The organism is Roseibium sp. (assembly GCF_039982295.1).
Lineage (GTDB): Bacteria > Pseudomonadota > Alphaproteobacteria > Rhizobiales > Stappiaceae > Roseibium.
The window spans coordinates 1-17524 of the sequence record NZ_JBDWYP010000063.1; the positions used below are offsets into that span (position 1 = coordinate 1).

Annotated in this window: 14 protein-coding genes; 2 read left to right on the top strand and 12 right to left on the bottom strand. The window is 59.7% G+C overall.

Going from position 1 to position 17524, the window contains the following annotated elements; genetic code table 11:
• The 7 genes from trbL to trbB all read right to left on the bottom strand — a co-directional run.
• Positions 1-936: P-type conjugative transfer protein TrbL (trbL, locus tag ABJZ52_RS12730; RefSeq protein WP_348487763.1), on the bottom strand; the 936-nt coding region annotated here is incomplete at its 3' end.
• 3 nt (positions 937-939) lie between these two features.
• Entirely contained in the window at positions 940-1218 is a 279-nt protein-coding gene (gene trbK-alt, locus ABJZ52_RS12735; protein WP_348487764.1) for a putative entry exclusion protein TrbK-alt, read from the bottom strand.
• 18 nt (positions 1219-1236) lie between these two features.
• A complete protein-coding gene (gene trbJ / locus ABJZ52_RS12740; RefSeq protein ID WP_348487765.1) occupies positions 1237-2022 on the bottom strand; it encodes a P-type conjugative transfer protein TrbJ in 786 nt (261 codons plus the stop codon).
• Positions 2019-4514, bottom strand: a complete 2496-nt coding sequence (gene trbE, locus ABJZ52_RS12745; protein ID WP_348487766.1) for a conjugal transfer protein TrbE — start codon at positions 4512-4514, stop codon at positions 2019-2021. The genes trbJ and trbE overlap by 4 nt, the downstream gene beginning before the upstream one ends.
• 10 nt (positions 4515-4524) lie before the next feature.
• Positions 4525-4806 (bottom strand): VirB3 family type IV secretion system protein, encoded by a 282-nt coding sequence (locus ABJZ52_RS12750; protein ID WP_348487767.1) that lies wholly within the window; start codon positions 4804-4806, stop codon positions 4525-4527.
• Positions 4806-5138 (bottom strand): TrbC/VirB2 family protein, encoded by a 333-nt coding sequence (locus ABJZ52_RS12755; protein ID WP_348487768.1) that lies wholly within the window; start codon positions 5136-5138, stop codon positions 4806-4808. Before ABJZ52_RS12755 ends, ABJZ52_RS12750 begins: the two co-directional genes overlap by 1 nt.
• Positions 5135-6133 (bottom strand): P-type conjugative transfer ATPase TrbB, encoded by a 999-nt coding sequence (trbB, locus tag ABJZ52_RS12760; RefSeq protein ID WP_348487769.1) that lies wholly within the window; start codon positions 6131-6133, stop codon positions 5135-5137. Before trbB ends, ABJZ52_RS12755 begins: the two co-directional genes overlap by 4 nt.
• Before the next feature lie 283 nt (positions 6134-6416).
• On the opposite strand from trbB, the gene ABJZ52_RS12765 reads away from it, so the two are divergent.
• Both ABJZ52_RS12765 and ABJZ52_RS12770 read left to right on the top strand, forming a co-directional pair.
• The gene (locus tag ABJZ52_RS12765; RefSeq protein ID WP_348487770.1) at positions 6417-7175 is read left to right on the top strand and encodes a phage Gp37/Gp68 family protein; all 759 of its coding nucleotides are present in this window, start codon (positions 6417-6419) and stop codon (positions 7173-7175) included.
• A gap of 27 nt (positions 7176-7202) precedes the next feature.
• On the top strand, positions 7203-8111 hold the full coding sequence (locus tag ABJZ52_RS12770) for a three-Cys-motif partner protein TcmP (RefSeq protein WP_348487771.1): 909 nt from the start codon (positions 7203-7205) through the stop codon (positions 8109-8111).
• A 6-nt stretch (positions 8112-8117) separates the two neighbouring features.
• Here the strand turns inward: ABJZ52_RS12770 and ABJZ52_RS12775 are convergent, their stop codons facing one another.
• From ABJZ52_RS12775 to ABJZ52_RS12795, 5 genes are all read right to left on the bottom strand, one after another.
• Positions 8118-10277 (bottom strand): N-6 DNA methylase, encoded by a 2160-nt coding sequence (locus ABJZ52_RS12775; protein ID WP_348487772.1) that lies wholly within the window; start codon positions 10275-10277, stop codon positions 8118-8120.
• Positions 10278-10294: 17 nt separating this feature from the next.
• Positions 10295-12553, bottom strand: coding sequence for a DEAD/DEAH box helicase family protein (locus tag ABJZ52_RS12780; RefSeq protein WP_348487773.1), 2259 nt, complete (start codon positions 12551-12553; stop codon positions 10295-10297).
• A gap of 605 nt (positions 12554-13158) precedes the next feature.
• Entirely contained in the window at positions 13159-15495 is a 2337-nt protein-coding gene (locus tag ABJZ52_RS12785) for a hypothetical protein (protein ID WP_348487774.1), read from the bottom strand.
• Positions 15492-17048 carry a hypothetical protein gene (locus ABJZ52_RS12790; RefSeq protein WP_348487775.1) on the bottom strand — a complete coding sequence of 519 codons (1557 nt, stop codon included), beginning with the start codon at positions 17046-17048 and terminating at the stop codon, positions 15492-15494. Before ABJZ52_RS12790 ends, ABJZ52_RS12785 begins: the two co-directional genes overlap by 4 nt.
• Positions 17049-17125: 77 nt before the next feature.
• Positions 17126-17524, bottom strand: a complete 399-nt coding sequence (locus ABJZ52_RS12795; protein ID WP_348487776.1) for a CopG family transcriptional regulator — start codon at positions 17522-17524, stop codon at positions 17126-17128.

The following is a 17524-nucleotide window of genomic DNA, read 5'->3' on the forward strand; positions in this document are numbered from 1 at the left end:
GCCGCGCGTCGCGGCGGTGCCACCGGAGGCCAAAGCGCCTGCCCCGCGCGCCGCGAGCATCGCCCCGCCGCCGGTCGCGACCGCGGCACCGCCCACGGCGAGGCCGGTGCCCACGGCAGCGCCTGCGCCCAGCTGCGGACCGCCCGAGACGAGGCCGGTGGCAATGCCGGGGCCGAAAATGCCCAGACCCAGAAGCGAAAGCGCGGCCAGCACGATCGCCATGGCCTCGTCGATGGTGGGGGTCACGCCGCCGAACCCAGCGGTGAACTGCCCGAACAGCGTCGAACCGATGCCGATGATCACGGCGAGCACCAGCACCTTGATGCCGGAGGAGACGACATTGCCCAGCACCCGCTCGGCCATAAAGGCGGTTTTGCCGAACAGGCCGAAGGGGATCAGCACGAAGCCCGCGAGCGTCGTCAGCTTGAACTCGATCAGCGTCACGAAGAGCTGAACCGCAAGGAGGAAGAAGGCTAGGAGGACCAGGGCCCAAGCGAAGAGCAGGCAGGCGATCTGGATGAAGTTCTCGAAGAAAGCGACAAAGCCCATGAGATCCGCTGTGGATTCCAGAAGCGGACGCCCGGCGTCGAGCCCGGTTTGCGCCACCCGGCCAGGGCGCAACAGATCGGCAGGCGAAAACCCGGTGCCGGAAGCAAGCAATCCCAGCCCCGCGAAACTGTCGAAAACGATCGCGGCGAGGCTGTTCCAGTTGGAGATGAGCCAGGCGAAAACGCCGACGAAGAGGGTCTTTTTCACGAGGCGGGTAATGATGTCGTCATCAGCGCCCCAGGCCCAGAACAGAGCTGCAAGCGTCACATCGATCACAATCAACGTGCTGGCGATGAAGGCGACCTCGCCGCCCAGGAGTCCGAAGCCGGAATCGATGTAGGAGGTGAAGACCCCGAGGAAGGTATCGATGACGCCGGTGCCGCCCATGGTTCACTCACCCCCGGCTTGGTCTGCACCGGTGTCGCGCCCGAGGAACCGGTCGCGGGTCTCGGCCCAGACGGCGAGGCAGTCGGGATTGGAGGCCGCAGCCTCCCCGAGTTCCTGGCAACGCCGTTGTTCGGCACGCAGCGGATCAGCCGCGGGGGCCGCGAGCGGTCCCGGGCCCACTACCGGCCCCTCCTCCTCCCGGCTCATCTGCACCACCGCCGCTGTGATGGCGACGGCGACAAAGATAATGGCGGCGATGCGGGCAAGGGCCGATCCGTCCATGGGTCTGCTCCTTGCCGGTCAGTTGTTGAACATCTGGGCATTGCCAGGCTGATAGCCTGCACCCGGGGTGAGGAATCGCTCGCGCTGGACGCGACCCTGTTCGGCGGCTGCTGCGCGTTCTGCTTCCACAAGCGCCGTGGCACGGCCATTGGCGGCGGTGACCGCGACGAGATCGGCGATTTGCTGGGACTGGAGTGCCAGAAGCTGGTTCCCCGCCTGGGTCGCCTGGAGGGCCCCGACCGCAGATTGGCTTTCGCCAACGAGCGCGGAGAGTTCCGCCCGCTGGCCGTCAAGATTACCGACGACGCCCGCCTGAACCCGGAGCGCGTCCTGCAACCCGCCCACGGTGTTTTCCCAACGGGAGCGCGCATCGGCCAGAAGCTGCGCCTCGGGTGCGGCCATCGGGATATTGGCGTAGTCCTGCTGGAAGATCTGGTCAATCTGGTTCACGTCAAAGGCGATATTCTGCGCTTGAGAGAGAAGTTGGCGTGTCTGGTCGACATTTTGCTGCAGCGTCTGGAGCGCGGAATACGGCAGGCTCGCAAGGTTGCTGGCCTGGTTGATCAACATCCGCGCCTCGTTCTGAAGCTGAGTGATCTGGTTGTTGATCTGCTCCATCGCACGGGCGGCCGAGAGAATGTTCTCGGCGTGATTGCGCGGATCGTAGACAATACGACCGAAGCCGCCGAAGAAGGCATGGGCCGGATTTGCGAAAATCGGTGCAAGGCCGAGAGGCGCGGCCAGCGCCAAAGCGAGGGCGGAGGCGCCGGCGAATTTGCCGAAGCGATGGGGTGTGCGGGTCATGGTGTTGTCTCCTGTTCGGGTTGGGGGTCTTGGGGGATTTCGGGGTCATCCGCGTCCCTGTCGGGCGCGAGATTGGTAAGGTCCGGGATCAGGTCAGCGGCCCAGCCGAGACCCCGGGCATTCAGCCAGGCGGCGAGGAACCCGTCGCGGCCGTGCTCCGCAAGAATTTCGGTGATAAGCGACTGATCGGATTTGGACGAGGCGGCGCAGAGCGCGAGGCCCACCTCGGACAGGCCCAGCTCAAAGAGCCGGTTTCCGCGCCGCGACTGGCAGTAATAGTCCCGCTTCGGCGTGGCGCGGGCGAGGATCTCGATCTGCCGGTCATTCAGGCCGAAACGGCGGTAGATCGCAGTGATCTGCGGTTCGATGGCGCGCTCGTTGGGCAGAAGAAGCCGCGTCGGGCAGCTTTCGATGATCGCAGGCGCGATGGCGGACGCGTCGATATCCGAGAGCGACTGGGTCGCGAAGATCACCGAGGCGTTTTTCTTGCGCAGGGTTTTCAGCCATTCGCGCAATTGGCCTGCGAAGCCCTCGTCATCAAGCGCAAGCCAGCCCTCGTCAATGATAAGCAATGTCGGCATCCCGTCGAGCCGGTCGCCGATGCGATGGAAGAGATAGGAGAGCACCGCCGGTGCCGCAGACGTGCCCACCAACCCTTCGATCTCAAAGGCCTGGACGGACGCCATGCCTAAATCTTCGATCTCGGCATCAAGCAGCCGCCCATGGGCCCCGCCCAGGCAATAGGGCCGCAGGGCCTGTTTCAGATCGGTCGATTGCAGCAGGACCGCGAGGCCGGTGATCGTGCGCTCCCCGATCGGGGCCGAGGCAAGGGAGGTCAGGGCGGTCCAGAGATGCTCCTTCACGTCGGGCGTGATCGCGATGCCTTCGCGGGCAAGGATCGCACCGATCCAGCCTGCGGCCCAGGCCCGCTCGGCGGGTTGGTCGATGCGGGCGAGTGGTTGCAGATAGACGTCGGCCTCGGTCCCGTCGGTCAGCTCGCCGCCCAGATCATGCCAGTCGCCGCCCATGGCGAGGATTGCGGCGCGGATCGAGCCCCCGAAATCGAAGGCGAAGACTTGGCTTCGCCCGTATCGACGGAACTGCAGCGCCATTAGCGCCAGCAGCACGGATTTGCCCGCACCGGTCGGGCCGACGACCAACGAATGACCGACGTCGCCGACATGGAGCGACAGCCGGAACGGGGTCGCACCCTCGGTCTTGCCGTAGAGCAGTGGCGGTGCATCAAAATGCGTGTCCCGCTCTTCACCCGCCCAGACTGCCGAGAGCGGGATGATATGGGCGAGATTCAGGGTCGAGATCGGCGGTTGGCGGACATTGGCGTAGGGATGCCCCGGCAAAGAGCCGAACCAGGCATCGACGGCATTGACCGTCTCGACCATCGCGGTGAAGTCGCGGCCCTGCACGACCTTTTCGACGAGGCGCAGCTTTTCGTCGGCGCGACGGGGATCCTCATCCCAGACAACCAGGCTCGCGGTGACATAGGCCTCGCCAGCGAGATCGGCGCCAAGCTCCTGCAGGGCCATATCGGCATCGGCGGCCTTGTTGGCGGCATCCGTGTCGACCAATGTCGATTGCTCGTTGGTCATCACCTCCTTCAGGATGGCTGCGATGGATTTGCGCTTGGCAAACCATTGGCGCCGGATGCGGGTCACCATCCGGGTCGCCTCGGTCTTGTCCATCAGGATTGCGCGCGTCGCCCAGCGATAGGGAAAGGCCAGCCGATTGAGCTCATCGAGGATCCCGGGCGTGGTGGCCGTCGGGAACCCCGAGAGGGTCAGAACGCGCAAATATGCCGCGCCCAGTTGGGGTTCAAGCCCGCCGGTGAGCGGCTGATCGGCCAGAAGCGCATCGAGATAGACCCGGGTCTCCGGCACGCGGAGCCGGTGGCGGTGGGTCGAGACGGTCGAATGCAGATAGCTCAGCGTCTCGCTATCATCGAGCCAGCGGCATTCCGGCATGAACCCGTCGAAAAGGGCCAACACCCGGTCGGTCCGATCGATGAAACCGCGCAGCACCTCGCCCGTGTCGATCCCGGTCTTCTCGCGGCCCTCGTAGAGCCAGGTCTCGGCACGCGCGGCTTCTTCGGCTGGCGGCAGGTAGAGGAAGGTCAGGAAGTATTCCGACTGGAAATGCACACCCTGCTCGGCGAAGGCGGCGCGGCGTTCGGCATCCACGAGCGCCGAGGCGGGATCGGGGAAGCGGCTGTCGGGATAGTCGGCGGCCGCGATGCGCTGCGCTTCGACGAAGATCGCCCAGCCCGACCCAAGGCGGCGGAAAGCGTTGTTGAGCCGCCCTGCCACGGCGACAAGTTCCGCTGCGACAGCACTGTCGAGATCGGGACCGCGAAAACGCGCCGTGCGCTGAAAGCTGCCATCCTTGTTCAACACCACGCCCGCGGCCACCAGCGCCGCCCAAGGCAGGTAATCTGCAAGCCGCGTTCCCTTCCGGCGATATTCTGCAAGGTTCATCATCGCTCTGCCCTCAAACCTCGAAATGACCGGGCAGCCGCAGATGTCTGCGCCCCACCTCGACGAAGAGCGGATCGCGCCGCGCGGCCCAGACGGCCAGGGCATGCCCGAGCACCCCAATGGCGATCCCGGCGGCCCAGAGTTGCAGGCCGAGGCCGATGGCCCCGGCGAGTGTGCCGTTCAGGATCGCGAAGGCCCGGGGCGCACCTGCCAGCAGGATCGGCTCGGTCAGGGCCCGGTGGACGGGAATGCTGAAGCCAGGGACCTCATTGAGGTGTTCAAGGTCGACTGTCATCAGATCAGCGCCCCGCCGCCGAAGCTGAAGAAACTCAGGAAGAACGAACTGGCCGCAAAAGCGATGGAGATGCCGAAGACAATCTGGATCAGGCGGCGAAAGCCCCCGGAGCTGTCCCCGAAGGCCAACGTCAGGCCAGTAACGATAATGATAATCACTGCGATGATCTTGGCAACTGGCCCTTCAATCGACTCGAGGATCGATTGCAGCGGCGCTTCCCAGGGCATGGACGAGCCTGCGGCCCAAGCGGGACTGGCCAGCATCAGGCTGACGCAAACGAAGGTGGCGGTATGGCTGGCCTGCGCGCGCAGGCGGTGAACGTGTCGGATCATGGGGTTTCTCCTGTGACAAGGGGGCCGTCCGGCAGCGGTTCCGCCGAGAAAATACGGTAGTCGCCGTCGGGCCCGAGCCCATCGACGCGGGCCAGCTCGACCAAGCGGCGACTGGCTCCGCGCCCCGACAGGACAGCGATCAGATTGATGGTTTCGGCGATGAGGGCGCGCGGCACGGTCACCACCGCCTCCTGAATGAGTTGCTCCATCCGGCGCAGCGCCCCGAGGGCGGAGCCTGCATGGATGGTGCCGATGCCGCCCGGATGGCCGGTGCCCCAAGCCTTGAGCAGATCAAGTGCCTCGGCCCCGCGCACCTCGCCGATGGGGATGCGGTCGGGCCGCAAACGCAGCGAGGAGCGGACCAGATCGGCCAGCGACGCCACCCCGTCCTTGGTGCGCAGGGCCACGAGATTGGGTGCGGCACATTGCAGCTCGCGCGTATCCTCGATGAGCACGACGCGGTCGTCGGTGTTCGCGACCTCAGCCAGCAAGGCATTGGTGAGTGTCGTCTTGCCGGTTGAGGTTCCACCGGCAACAAGGATATTGGCCCGCGTGGTCACACCTGAACGCAACGCCTCAGCCTGCGCCTCGGTCATGATCCCAGCCGCGACATAGTCGGCCAGCGTGAAGACGGCCACAGCGGGCTTCCGGATGGCAAAGCACGGGGCGGTGACGACCGGCGGCAGAAGTCCTTCGAAGCGTTCACCGGTCTCTGGCAGTTCCGCGGAGACTCGTGGGCGCATGGCATGCACCTCGGCGCCTACGTGGTGGGCAACAAGCCGCACGATCCGCTCGCCGTCGGCAGGCGACAGCGTGGCACCCGTGTCGGAGAGGCCTTCTGACAGTCGGTCGATCCAAAGCCGCCCGTCGGGGTTGAGCATGACCTCAACGGTCATGGGGTCTCCCAGAAATCCTGCGATGGCGGGCCCGAGCGCAGTGCGCAGCATCCGCGCACCCCGCTCAATCGCCTCCGGTCTCTGAACTGCCTCTGCCATTCTGTCCTCGTTCCGTGGTTTGGCTGCCGAAAGGCGGCCCTGGATCGGGTTCATCAAGAAGACCGGAAACCGGCTTCGCTCAACAGCTATTCAAGAGGCGTAGGGTTCTGGCGTGCAAAGACAGGTAAATGTCGGTGTTGCGTCGGGGGCGGAACCCTGAGACTTGCAACTCTCCATGCCTCGTGGCCGAAACCAATCTACCGGCCATTCGAAGGGCATGCCGTTCGTGCTTTGTGCTGTGTCAGCCTCGTGCTACAATCCCGAAAAAGCATGAGGCGAGCAGTTGGCCCAGAAGTCACAGATAGAGTGGACGGACGCGACGTGGAACCCGGTCACGGGCTGCACCAAAGTCGGTCCGGGGTGTGACAACTGCTACGCGGAGCGTTTCGCGGAGCGTTGGCGCGGCATACCAGATCATCCTTATGAACAAGGTTTCGACCTGAAACTCTGGCCATCAAGGCTACGACAACCAGCGCTCTGGAAAAAACCGCGGATGATCTTCGTGAACTCGATGAGCGACCTGTTCCACAAGGAAATAGATCGCGCATACATCGACCTGGTGTTCGACGCCATGGAGCACGCGGATTGGCATGTCTATCAGGTTCTGACCAAGCGCAGTTCGCTCATGCGGAACTATATCCGGAAGCGGTATGACGGCGGGCCGGTCCCACGCCATATCTGGCTGGGCGTGTCGGTAGAGGACTCAGCGCATGTAAGTCGCATTGAGCATTTGAAGCAAATCAACTCCGAAGCCCGCTTCATTTCGTTTGAGCCCTTGCTGGGGGCCATCGGGGAAGTGGATCTGCGAGGCATTGCCTGGGCTATTGTGGGTGGCGAAAGCGGCCCCCGCGCACGCGCCATGGACGAGAGCTGGGCACGCCAGCTTCGCGAAATTTGCGCGCGCGACAATGTGGCGTTTTTCTTCAAGCAATGGGGTGGTCCACGGCCAAAGTCTGGCGGTCGCCTTCTTGATGGCGAGGAGTGGAACGGCTTCCCGTGGCAGATTGTGCCGAAGCCAATCTTGGACCAGATTTCAGCATGAACCATTTTACCGGGAGTACGAGTTTCTTTGAAGAAATCGCATGTTGAAAACACGGTAGGGCCTTGGGCCAGGCAAAAGCTGGATGGGCTCGAAGCCTATCTTCACGCCTACACGATGGCTCTCAAGAAGCAGTCATTTGACCTGATCTACATCGATGCGTTCGCCGGTGCCGGGCGTTCCAGAATTCGCACTGCATGGACTGATGCTGACGAAGAGGACATCCAACTCATCGACGATGAGTTCATGAGGTCAGAGGAGGAGTTCATCGAAGGGTCGCCGCGACGCGCGCTCGGCCTCCAGAACCCCTTTTCCCAGTACTATTTCTTCGATGCCGACGCTGGGCGGGCCGCACTGCTAGAGGGACTGCAATCGGACTTTCCAGAACGCAAGATCAATGTGCAGGTGGGCGACGCCAATGGCCTGATTCAGAAATTGGTCCCGAGGCTCAGCGGCCGAAACACCAAAGGGGTCGCCTTTCTGGATCCCTATGGTCCGCACTTGGACTGGCAAACGGTCGCGGCGCTCGGTGCCACCAAGAATTTTGAGGTCATCATCAATTTCCCGCTGGGTATGGCAATCAACCGGCTGATCACGCGCTCGGGCGATATCCCCGACAATTGGCGCAACGGATTGAATGGCTGTTTTGGCAGCTCGGATTGGGAAAACCTTGTCTACGCCAACCAGAAGGACCTGTTTGGAGACACGACGCGCCACAAGGTGGACGACGCAGCGCAGAGGCTACTCAATTACTATGTCGGCCGTCTGAAGGATTTGTTCGGGCATGCCGCGTCGCCCAGCGTGGTCCGAAACACCCGCGGCGTCCCCATTTACTACATGCTGTGGGCTGGGCCCCATCCGCTTGGCTACAAGATAGCCGATTACATCCTGTCGAAGGGCGACCGGATCAGTCCGCCGAAAAAGCGGTCGGGACGCTGAGGAACACTATTCAGCCTGACTTAGAGCTTCGGGCCTACCTCTGAAGACCTCGTGAAGCATTGCTTGAATCATCGCGTTCAGATCCGCCTCAACCGTTTGATTCAGATTGCGAAGTGAAGCGAGAATATCGAGCCTATCCAAGATTTCCTTCTGCTCGTCTAGGGTTGGGACCGGCACTCGCATGTCTAGGAATTTTTCTTCTTTGAGGCGAACTCTGTTTGTTGACCCTTCGCTGGCGCGTCGGCAGAGATCGACAAATCCCTCAGTTCTGGTGATCCACTCAAAGAAATGTGGTAGGACAACTGACGTATCAATATTGAATGCGGGAAAGTCGTTGCTGACGAGGGCCTCGTTCAGATCTTCGGGGACGATCCCAAATGCGCCGTGGCGCGCGTCAATTCGTGACATCAAGAATTGCCCCACGGATACTTTCACCTGTTTGGCTGCAGCGATTTCGGAACCTGACTTCAACCCTCGAAGAATAAGCCCTTTGCCCCACAAACGAACTGTAACTTGTTTGTAGATTACATCTGGCTCTGTGGTTACCCAATCGTCCGACTTAGTAAGAAATTCGCCGAGGTGTGTCGGTTTACCATCAAGGACGGAAACCCTATCAATGCCATTCTGGATGTCGACAAGTTGCTTAAGAACGTCGCGCTCTGTATCCACAATCGTTTTAATGATTTCCTTCGGAGTCCGTTGGTCCTCGAGTTCAGCGATGTGAGGATTTTTTATGTCTAGGTTGCAGGATGTTACACGATCTTGGTCATCGCGCTGGACCAAATCCGCGGCAGAAACCTTCCACGCTCGCTCATTCTCCCTACGATCATTCCACCATTCAAGGCAGCCCCCGAACTCCTCATATGCCATCGGAGCGGTTTTTGAGTATTTCTTGCGACCCTCCGGCAGTGGCAGCTCATAGTACCAGATATCCTTGGTCGGTCCGCTGGTGTCGAAGAAGATCAGGTTTGCCGGAATGTCGGTATAGGGCGCGAACACGCCTTCGCGCAGGCGCACGACTGTGTGCAGATTGAATTTCTCCAGCAAGTCGGCTTTGATCCGGGCCGATATTCCATCTCCAAACAGAGTACCTTGCGGGACAACAACAGCTGCCCGCCCGCGCCCGGCACGCTTCAGACGTCGCATGATCAGCTGGAGAAACAGAAGCGCCGTTTCCGCCGTGCGCCGATCCTCGGGAAAGTTGTTGAGGATGCCCGTCTCTTCTTCGCCGCCAAAGGGCGGGTTGGTCAGGATGACGTTGACCCGCTGATCCTCGCCGATTTCCGCCAGACGGAAGCGCAGCGCATTGCCGGGATCAATACGCGGGGCATGAAGACCGTGCAGCAACAGGTTGAGCTGGGACAACAGGAACGGCAGCGATTTGGCTTCGCCACCGAAGAAGCTGTCTTCCTGAAGGATCCGGCGCTTCTCGACTGTGTCGGCCTGTCGTTCGAGGTGTTGGTAGGATTCAGTCAGGAAGCCACCCGTCCCACAGGCGGGATCGAGGATGGTCTCACCGAGTTTCGGGTCTGTCACCTCAACCATGAAGCGCACCACCGGCCGGGGCGTGTAAAACTCGCCCGAGTCCCCTGCAGCGTCGCGCATTTCGCGCAGCAGCGTTTCGTATAGGCGTCCGAGCGTGTGGACCTCTTCGGAGGAGTCGAAGTGGATGCCGTCGATCAGGTTCACTACGTCACGGAGAAGGTAGCCGCTTTCCATTCGGTTGGCGAAGCCCTGAAAAACGGTCGCGATCACGTCGCGCCGCTCTCGTCGGCCATTGTCACCGCGTAAACCGCGCAGATAGGCAAACAGGCCGGGGCCACGGATCCCGCCCGGTCGTTCAGCTTCGTCGGCGACAAGGAACGACAGTAGGTCAGGGCCTGTGATGCCGTCGGCGTCTGCAGCCCAATCGCGCCAGCGATAGGGTGCCTCGATGATTGAACGATAGTCCTTGCCCGCCAGATCCGCGCGCCCTTCCTCAATCCGCTCCATGTCGTCAAGGAACTTCAGGAACATGATCCAGGTGAGCATTGGCAGGCGGTCGAGATCGCCGTTCAGTCCCTTGTCCTTGCGCATGATCTTGCGCGCAGACTTGATGATGCTGTCGAGACGCTGGGCAGTGGTCAGTTGCTTCGGCGCAGCCTTCTTGCGGGCAGTTTTTGCCAATTTGGCACTCCTTCGATTTAAGCGGTGTAGAGCAGACGCTGCAATTCGGTGACGGCGCCGCGCAACTCCTTGCCGCCGCCGAAGCGGGCGGCAATTTCAATTACATTACCCCATTCGTTGAATGGAGGGATTTCGAGCAAGTCGGGCAGCTTGAACTGGGCACTGCCGTGTTCGGCATATTTCTCGAGCACGGCATCTAGAACTTCGCGGGCATCAGGCTCGAAGCGGGCCAGAAAATCGTCTTGTTCGCGCAGCAGGCGGTCCGCGCGCTCACGGCGGGTACGCAAGGGAGCGTTGTAGGCGAGATGGCAAAGAAGGTCGAACGGGTCGGACTCCGGCTTTCCAACCGCATCGGCAAGGGAGTCGAGCCCGATACCCTTCTCCTCCAGCCGTTCGACGATCTCGGCCCTGCGCTCGGGGTCAAGCCAGTCTCTCCGCAGTTCCGACGCATTGGGGTACAGGGTGCGGACCTTGTCGCCGGTATAGTCGGTCAGCTGGCGGCAGGCGATCTGCCGTCCATCGGAGTCAAGATCGTATACGAGGTGTCGGACAATCGAAACCTCACCGCCATCGACATAGAATTTGCGAGGGCCAGCCTCTGGATCGACGTCGAGAACGGCCGGTCCATCTGGAATATCCGGAAAATCGTCGGGATCCAGCGCCACTTCCTCGATCTCGCGTACTTCAACGACATCACCGTCTGCATTGATCACCGCTTCGTCTTCGCGGACCGGATCGCCGTCGAAGGCCGGGTCAGCGAACATTCGTGTTGCAGTGCCGGTGTAGTCGATGATGTTGAAGGCGAGCTTCCCATAATCGGCCCTGAGGCGCGTGCCACGTCCGATAATTTGCTTGAACTCCGGCATGGAGCCCACGACCCGGGCAAGCACTACGTTCTTGCAGGTCGGGGCGTCGACGCCGGTGGTTAGAAGTTGCGACGTGGTGAGGATGACCGGCGTCTGAGTTTCGACATCCTGAAACTTGGCACGGTGCGCACTGCCAACGTCGCCCTCGTCGGACGTGACGCGGCAAACATAGTCGGGGTGATCCTTCACCAGATCGGTGTTTAAGGCAGCGAGCGCCTGACGCATTTCGAGCGCGTGTTCCTGATCAACGCAGAAGACGATGGTTTTAGCGAAGCGATCGGTCTCCGCCATGAAGCCCGCTAGGTGTTTCGCGATGGCCTGCGTCCTCGCGCGAAGCGCCACGACCCGCTCAAAGTCTCGCGTGGAATATTCTGTATCAGGTATTTCGCGTCCGTAACGGTCAAGTTCGCCCCGCGTCGGGCGCCATCCAGCGGCGTCGTAGTCCGAGATGACACGGTGAACGCGGTACGGAGCGAGGAAGCCGTCTGCGATTCCCTGCGCAAGACTGTATTCGTAAAGTGGATCGCCGAAGTAGTTGTAGGTGTCGAGGTTTTCCTCGCGCCTCGGCGTCGCCGTCATTCCAATCTGGGTTGCTGGCGCGAACCATTCGAGAATCTCGCGCCAATTACTGTCGTCACGCGCGCTGCCCCGGTGGCATTCATCGATTATTATGAGGTCGAAAAAATCCCGCGCATATTCGCGGTAGAGGCCGGGGCGATTCTCATCTCGCGCGATGGACTGGTAGATTGCGAAATATATATCGCGGCTTTTGACAGCGACGCCGCCCGCGATTTTATGTCGGGCATCGCCGAATGGGCTGAAATCCTTCGCCATCGGATCATCGACCAGAACATTTCGGTCGGCGAGAAACAGGATCTTCGGGTTGCGGTTGACGCCCTTCGAGTTCCAACGTGCCGACCAGAGCTTCCAGCAAATTTGGAAGGCGACAGCGGTCTTGCCCGCCCCCGTACATAAGGTCAGAAGCGCCCGCTTCCTGCCCTGAAGCGCCGCCTGAACGGCACGGTTGACGGCGATTTCCTGATAGTAGCGGAGCGGCTTCGACCTGTCAGGAAACGTGGGCGAGAGCAGCCGTTCCGCCACCTCGTCGTCAACGATGCCCTCTGCACGACGCAGCCGCGCCCAGAGATCATCGGGCGCTGGAAAATCCCTGATTGTCCGCTCAATTCCGGTTGTATAGTCGAATTCAACGATTTCGATGCCATTGGTGGAGTAAGCAAACCGAAGGCCGAGAATTTCGGCATACTCCTTGGCTTGCTGAAGCCCTTCCGCTGCATGGCTATAACGGGACTTGGCCTCCACAACCGCTATCGGGAAATCAGGATTGTATCGGAGCAGGTAGTCGGAGCGCTTCTGCTTCCCACGGCGCGCCTTGCCGCCGATGAATACCACTCGGCCGTCTGTAAAAGTTCTCTGCTCGTTTATTGCGTGCGGGCGATCATCCCAGCCGGCTGCCTGCAGCTTGGGGACGACGAATTTCCTGCAGGTATCGGCCTCATTCATAGGCAAACAACTTCATCCAATTTTTTCTTTCCATTGCGTATTTTCTGAGGGTTCCAATCAATTACTTCAATTCATTGGTCTAGCATTGCTTTTGCGCGACTGTGTCGATGGATGCTACTGCTTCTGCTTGTTATGCTGCAAGCCCTATCAATTTAGATCTATAAGCAGGTCAGGCCCAGCAATCCAGTTGGTGGAACATTGTTCTTGAAGGGCCTTCTGGGTCCTTGCCTGGCTAGATGCCCCGTTCGGCCTCTGTATCGCTCTGCAGCAGTTTCGCTTTGCGAGGCGGAACGTAATGTGCACTGTTACTGGCTTGGAGGTTGCCTTTGCGAGGTTCTTATATCTCCGAAATCCACCGCCGTATTCGAGGTAGGTTCGGTCAATCCGCCCTTGCGAAGGCCAAATCAGACCCTCGGCACTGATATCGGTTCGTTCGATGTAACACGGCTCCTTTTTTGCACCTGCTTGGTCGGTGCTTGTTCGTCCGAAAAACTTCATTGAAATTGAACATGATTAAGTCCCAGTCTGACCGTGAAGCGCTCATTCAGCCGGTCATTGATTTCGCCGATCGCGTGAGTGTCTTCCTCTTGCAGCGAAATCACCGCTCGAACTTGGGTCTCAACGTCTTTCGCCAGCTGATCGAGTGGCTTCAAGATGGGATTGCCCGGGCCAGTTGATCGAGCGCCAGCAACGGCAATCAGCGCCGCATACCTCGTGAAGGCTAGGTATTCTAAGACGCGGTGGTGTTCGCTTTCGTCCGCTTCGACGTCGAGGGAATGAAGAGCACGCATTGCCTTGAAATGCTGGTTGAGCAGACGCCCAATCAAACGCGGCCAGTCGCCGTTTTTTCCACTGATTGGCAGGACGTGAAGATCGCTGTCGTTACCTCCTGCAGGCTGAGCATATGCCAGAATGATTTGCAGCAAGGTTCTCAACCGCACAAGCTCTGTGGTGGTGATGCGTTGTCCGGCCAAGTCTTTGCTACGCGCCTCAAAGGCTTTTACAGCTTCTTCGATCTTCTTTGCAGTCGCCTTCACGCGCTGTCTCGCTGCTTTTTTTTCGGCGGCCTTTGCAAGCTGAGCAGTTTCCGGTTCGTCGTCGCCTTCGGATGAAGGCTCGGTATTTCGGAGGTCAATTTCTGACTGTCGCCGAAGATCATCCTCATCCTCGCTCGACAAATCACTCACCATGAGGCCGATTAGTCTGTTCAGGCACATGCTAACAAGATCGGCGGCCCCATCCTGGCGCTTTGCCAAAACGAAGGCATTGCGGCTGTCCTCGGCCTTTGCTCGGCTACGAGCCCGGACAAAAGCTTCATAGGACAGCACCCGGAGTTCGGGTTGCTCATCGCTTCCACTGGCTTCGACCACTGCTCTGCCGACATGCTCCGCAGAGACCGGTTGTTCTCCAATATCAAGCATTTCCAACTCGTTGATGGCCTGGAGCAGGAACAGGTCCTCGTAGGTCGTCTCCGAAAGGAAATCTGCGATCTTACGCTTCTTGCCCCGGTGCGGAGGCAAGGTTCGGATCAGAAGCGCGTCAAGATCGACAATGATGGTCGGTACTGAAAGCCCGCCCTCAAACTGAACCCTTGCCGTTCGAGGGCGCAGGTCTGGATTGGGAAGGGCCCATTCAAATCGAGACGATGCGTCGATCTGAATTGGGTCACCTAACTCAACGCCGTCTCGATCGTATAGCTGCAGTGACAAGGCGCGATCCGAGGCTGGAGCAGGCGGGGTCCAGTTCAGTCGATGTCCCTGCAAGGTGAACGCGCCGCCATCCCGTGCCTGTAAGCCATCATTGATGTTGGTTGTAATCAGCCGCGGGAGAATTTCGTCCCGATCCAGTGGGGTCTGCCGATATCCGTCGAGTTTCAAAGCGCGAAGGGCCATGCCGGGCTGTACGCGTTTGTATAGGCCCAGTTCAGCATTTCCCCTTGGGATAGTCGGTCCCAGCAGAGCCGGAAGGGAGCAGTTCATGCTGCCTGAAATCACGTGGTCGCATTCTTTGCCGCAGGCGATGAAGGCTTTGGCATGGACGAACCGAGAGGACCGTTCGTCCCTCAGATCAAAGAGTTCCACTGTAGCGCCATCCAACACCGACGCGGGAAACTGCGCGGCCAGCGGGTCGATCAATATATCCGTGGGCGGCATTCCAAGGACTTCACGCAGGCGCGTAAGGCCTTCGAGCTTAGCATCCCAATAAGGCGATAGCACAACTAGCTGCTCAATTTCATCACCGGCTACTGCGGCCTGTATCTGGTCGAGGAACGTCTGGTCCGATTTGTCGGCGAGAAGGCGGATATCCGATTGATCGCCGGGGGTTTCGATTTCCGCAGCCTCTCGAAGCCATGGCGAATACCGAAAGGCGCGACTCAGAGCGTCGCCAAACCAAGGATCCTCCGATGGAATGTGGCTTCGAAGGTAGTTGAGCACCTCGCCGAAGAGAGGTGCGTTGTCCGTGTCATCGGCTGTGTACCTGACATCTGCAACCAGCTCTTTGTTTCCTGCCAGCCCGAGAGCGGTCAGGTTTGCGGATCCAATCAGCAGCCGTCCTTTCTCAGGACCGACCAGCAGGGTCATCTTGGGATGAAAAGCGCCACCTACTGACACCTTAGCGAGATGATACAGCGCTCCGGCGTATCTCGGCGCTCCATATTCGGCAAAGCTCATATTCAGCATCGCTTTGTCCGCTAATATAGCGATGTTCCGGCAGCCAGCGCCTCTCAGTTTCGGGAAAGGCACATCCTCGAAGGCTTGCGCGGAAAACGCATAGGTTGTCATGAACGCCGAATGGAACCCCGCCTCGCCAAAGACATCGTAATACTTCATCCGTGCTCAAGCTCCTCGAGGCCAAGCCAAGTCACGCCGCGATCATCGAGGAGTTTGACATCGCGGAGGAACTGTACAGCCTGGTCGATCCGAGGACTACTCGGTGAGACCCGAAAAAAGTCACGGAAACGAAGCGCACCGTCGTCCGGCTCGAAGAGGAAAGTATAAGCCTTCTGATTGCGGAATTTTCGAGAAGCGACCCAAAGATGCCGGCGAAAAATACGTTCCCTCAGAAGTTCGGCGAGAGCTGTCTGGACGGGCAAATCATGCCGCAATTCTATGAATTTCATCTCGCTGACCAGAGATTGAAAATGCTCTGCACTGCCTACCCACTCAAGAACGGAACGGTCGAGCTGTTTACCTTTCAAGGACAGCGCCGCGATCAATGACCACGCCGACTTAACTGCTTGCTCATCATCTGCGGCGGTCAGCGTTTCCTGCATCGCGTGTGCTGCGGTCTTCGCGTGATTTTCAAGATCGGAAAAATCGATCTGCTCATGGATCCACTCTTGCAAAGATTGGTTGCCTGGGAGGCCTGCCATATCCGTCACACCCTCAATCACGCCGTCGAGGGACATGCTGTTGGGCGGGGCAATGGTCAGGATGCGTAGACCCGCAAAAAGCAACGTTTCGTACGCCAACCGAAGAAGGTCACTGGCCTGGTACAGCGCCCATACGGGTTGAAGTTCGGACGAATCCATCCCTTCATCCACTCCGGTAGTGACGCCAAACCAGTCCCACTTGGATTCCTCGGATTTTGGGGGCCGTCCACGCTGGGCGGCTAGGCGCAGCAACATCTTGAGGGTTTGACTTCTGGTCTGGTCGCTTTCTGCCGCTGATGCGTGCCGCCCGAAGAGGATAGCTGCAAGTTCACGCTGTTCCGGGCTTCCAGGACTGATGTTGGTCGGCTTGATTGGTGCGAGGCGGTCGAGTGTGGAGAGCGTTACTACTCCGGCCGCAACCGTTTTTAGAAATACATCGGCCAGATCTCCGATTGCTTGTTGGAAGGCATCAGCCAGAGGCAGTGCGGCGTCCTTGCAAAACGGAACAGGCAGGTTAGGATCGTCCATCTTCACGAGCCCCATCTCACGCATCTGGCTGGCGTAGATACCACCAAAAGCGCCGCCCTTGTTGCGAAGATAGCGAAGGTTCGCGTCCGTTTCCGGGTCAGCGCCGGTTCTGAAATCGACCAGTGCATCCGCGTTCTCTGGATCCACCAAGCCAAGCTGTCGGTTCGCCCAATCGATACCAGCTACGCCGAGCTCGGTGTCACCACGCGCGCAAGTCAGAGCAAAGAGAGCCTCCGCTCGGCGCTGAAAGCGTCGGAATGCCTCATATTCATTCGTAACGCCCGACGTCTTTGCGTAAGCCTCCAATAGCCACGCGAAAAAGGAATAGTATCTGAGGCGCAACGTGATTGTGCTGATGCCGGGTAGCAACGACTGATAAACGAGTTCGATGGGCCTCTGCATCCCCAAAGGGTCGAGGCCGGTTTCCTGCCCGAGTTCGGTCCATTCTGGAAAGCCGGGGCCTAAATCAATTTCGTCCAACATTTTCTGACGCTTCCAACATTCAGGTACGCGATAAGAGTAGTTGGGAAGCCGTTACATTGGGAAGCGAAACCTATTGGCTATTTGTCATTAGGAATTTCGTCCAAAAATCCCCTGCCTTTCTGCAGCCGTTTGCCCAACGTCTCGACGAACCCATCGAACCGCTCGCGGCCTTTGGCTTGGGCGGACGCCTGTTCTTCAGCCGATATGGGCGGCGTGATAGTGAGCCAGAACCGCACGAACAGTGCCAGCGTCTCGGTTGTGATCCGCTGGTCTCTTTCGAGCCGCGCAATCTGGCGCGATAGGCGGTCCAGCCTTCTGCCAAGCGCGGCCTCCTGCATATCGGCGTGATCCGGAGATAGAAAAGACTCGACCGCCGCCTCGACGACCGCAGACCGAGTCAACCGTTTCCGGTCGGCCAAATCGTTGATGCGTCCGATCAGGGCGGCTGGCAGAGACAGGTTGAGACGGTCACGCAT

Bases quoted from the DNA above. Each gene is read 5' to 3' on its own strand.
- trbK-alt (WP_348487764.1), bottom strand. From the start codon at position 1,218: ATGGACGGATCGGCCCTTGCCCGCATCGCCGCCATTATCTTTGTCGCC.
- trbJ (WP_348487765.1), bottom strand. From the start codon at position 2,022: ATGACCCGCACACCCCATCGCTTCGGCAAATTCGCCGGCGCCTCCGCC.
- trbE (WP_348487766.1), bottom strand. From the start codon at position 4,514: ATGATGAACCTTGCAGAATATCGCCGGAAGGGAACGCGGCTTGCAGAT.
- ABJZ52_RS12750 (WP_348487767.1), bottom strand. From the start codon at position 4,806: ATGACAGTCGACCTTGAACACCTCAATGAGGTCCCTGGCTTCAGCATT.
- ABJZ52_RS12755 (WP_348487768.1), bottom strand. From the start codon at position 5,138: ATGATCCGACACGTTCACCGCCTGCGCGCGCAGGCCAGCCATACCGCC.
- trbB (WP_348487769.1), bottom strand. From the start codon at position 6,133: ATGGCAGAGGCAGTTCAGAGACCGGAGGCGATTGAGCGGGGTGCGCGG.
- ABJZ52_RS12785 (WP_348487774.1), bottom strand. From the start codon at position 15,495: ATGAAGTATTACGATGTCTTTGGCGAGGCGGGGTTCCATTCGGCGTTC.
- ABJZ52_RS12790 (WP_348487775.1), bottom strand. From the start codon at position 17,048: ATGTTGGACGAAATTGATTTAGGCCCCGGCTTTCCAGAATGGACCGAA.
- ABJZ52_RS12795 (WP_348487776.1), bottom strand. From the start codon at position 17,524: ATGCGTGACCGTCTCAACCTGTCTCTGCCAGCCGCCCTGATCGGACGC.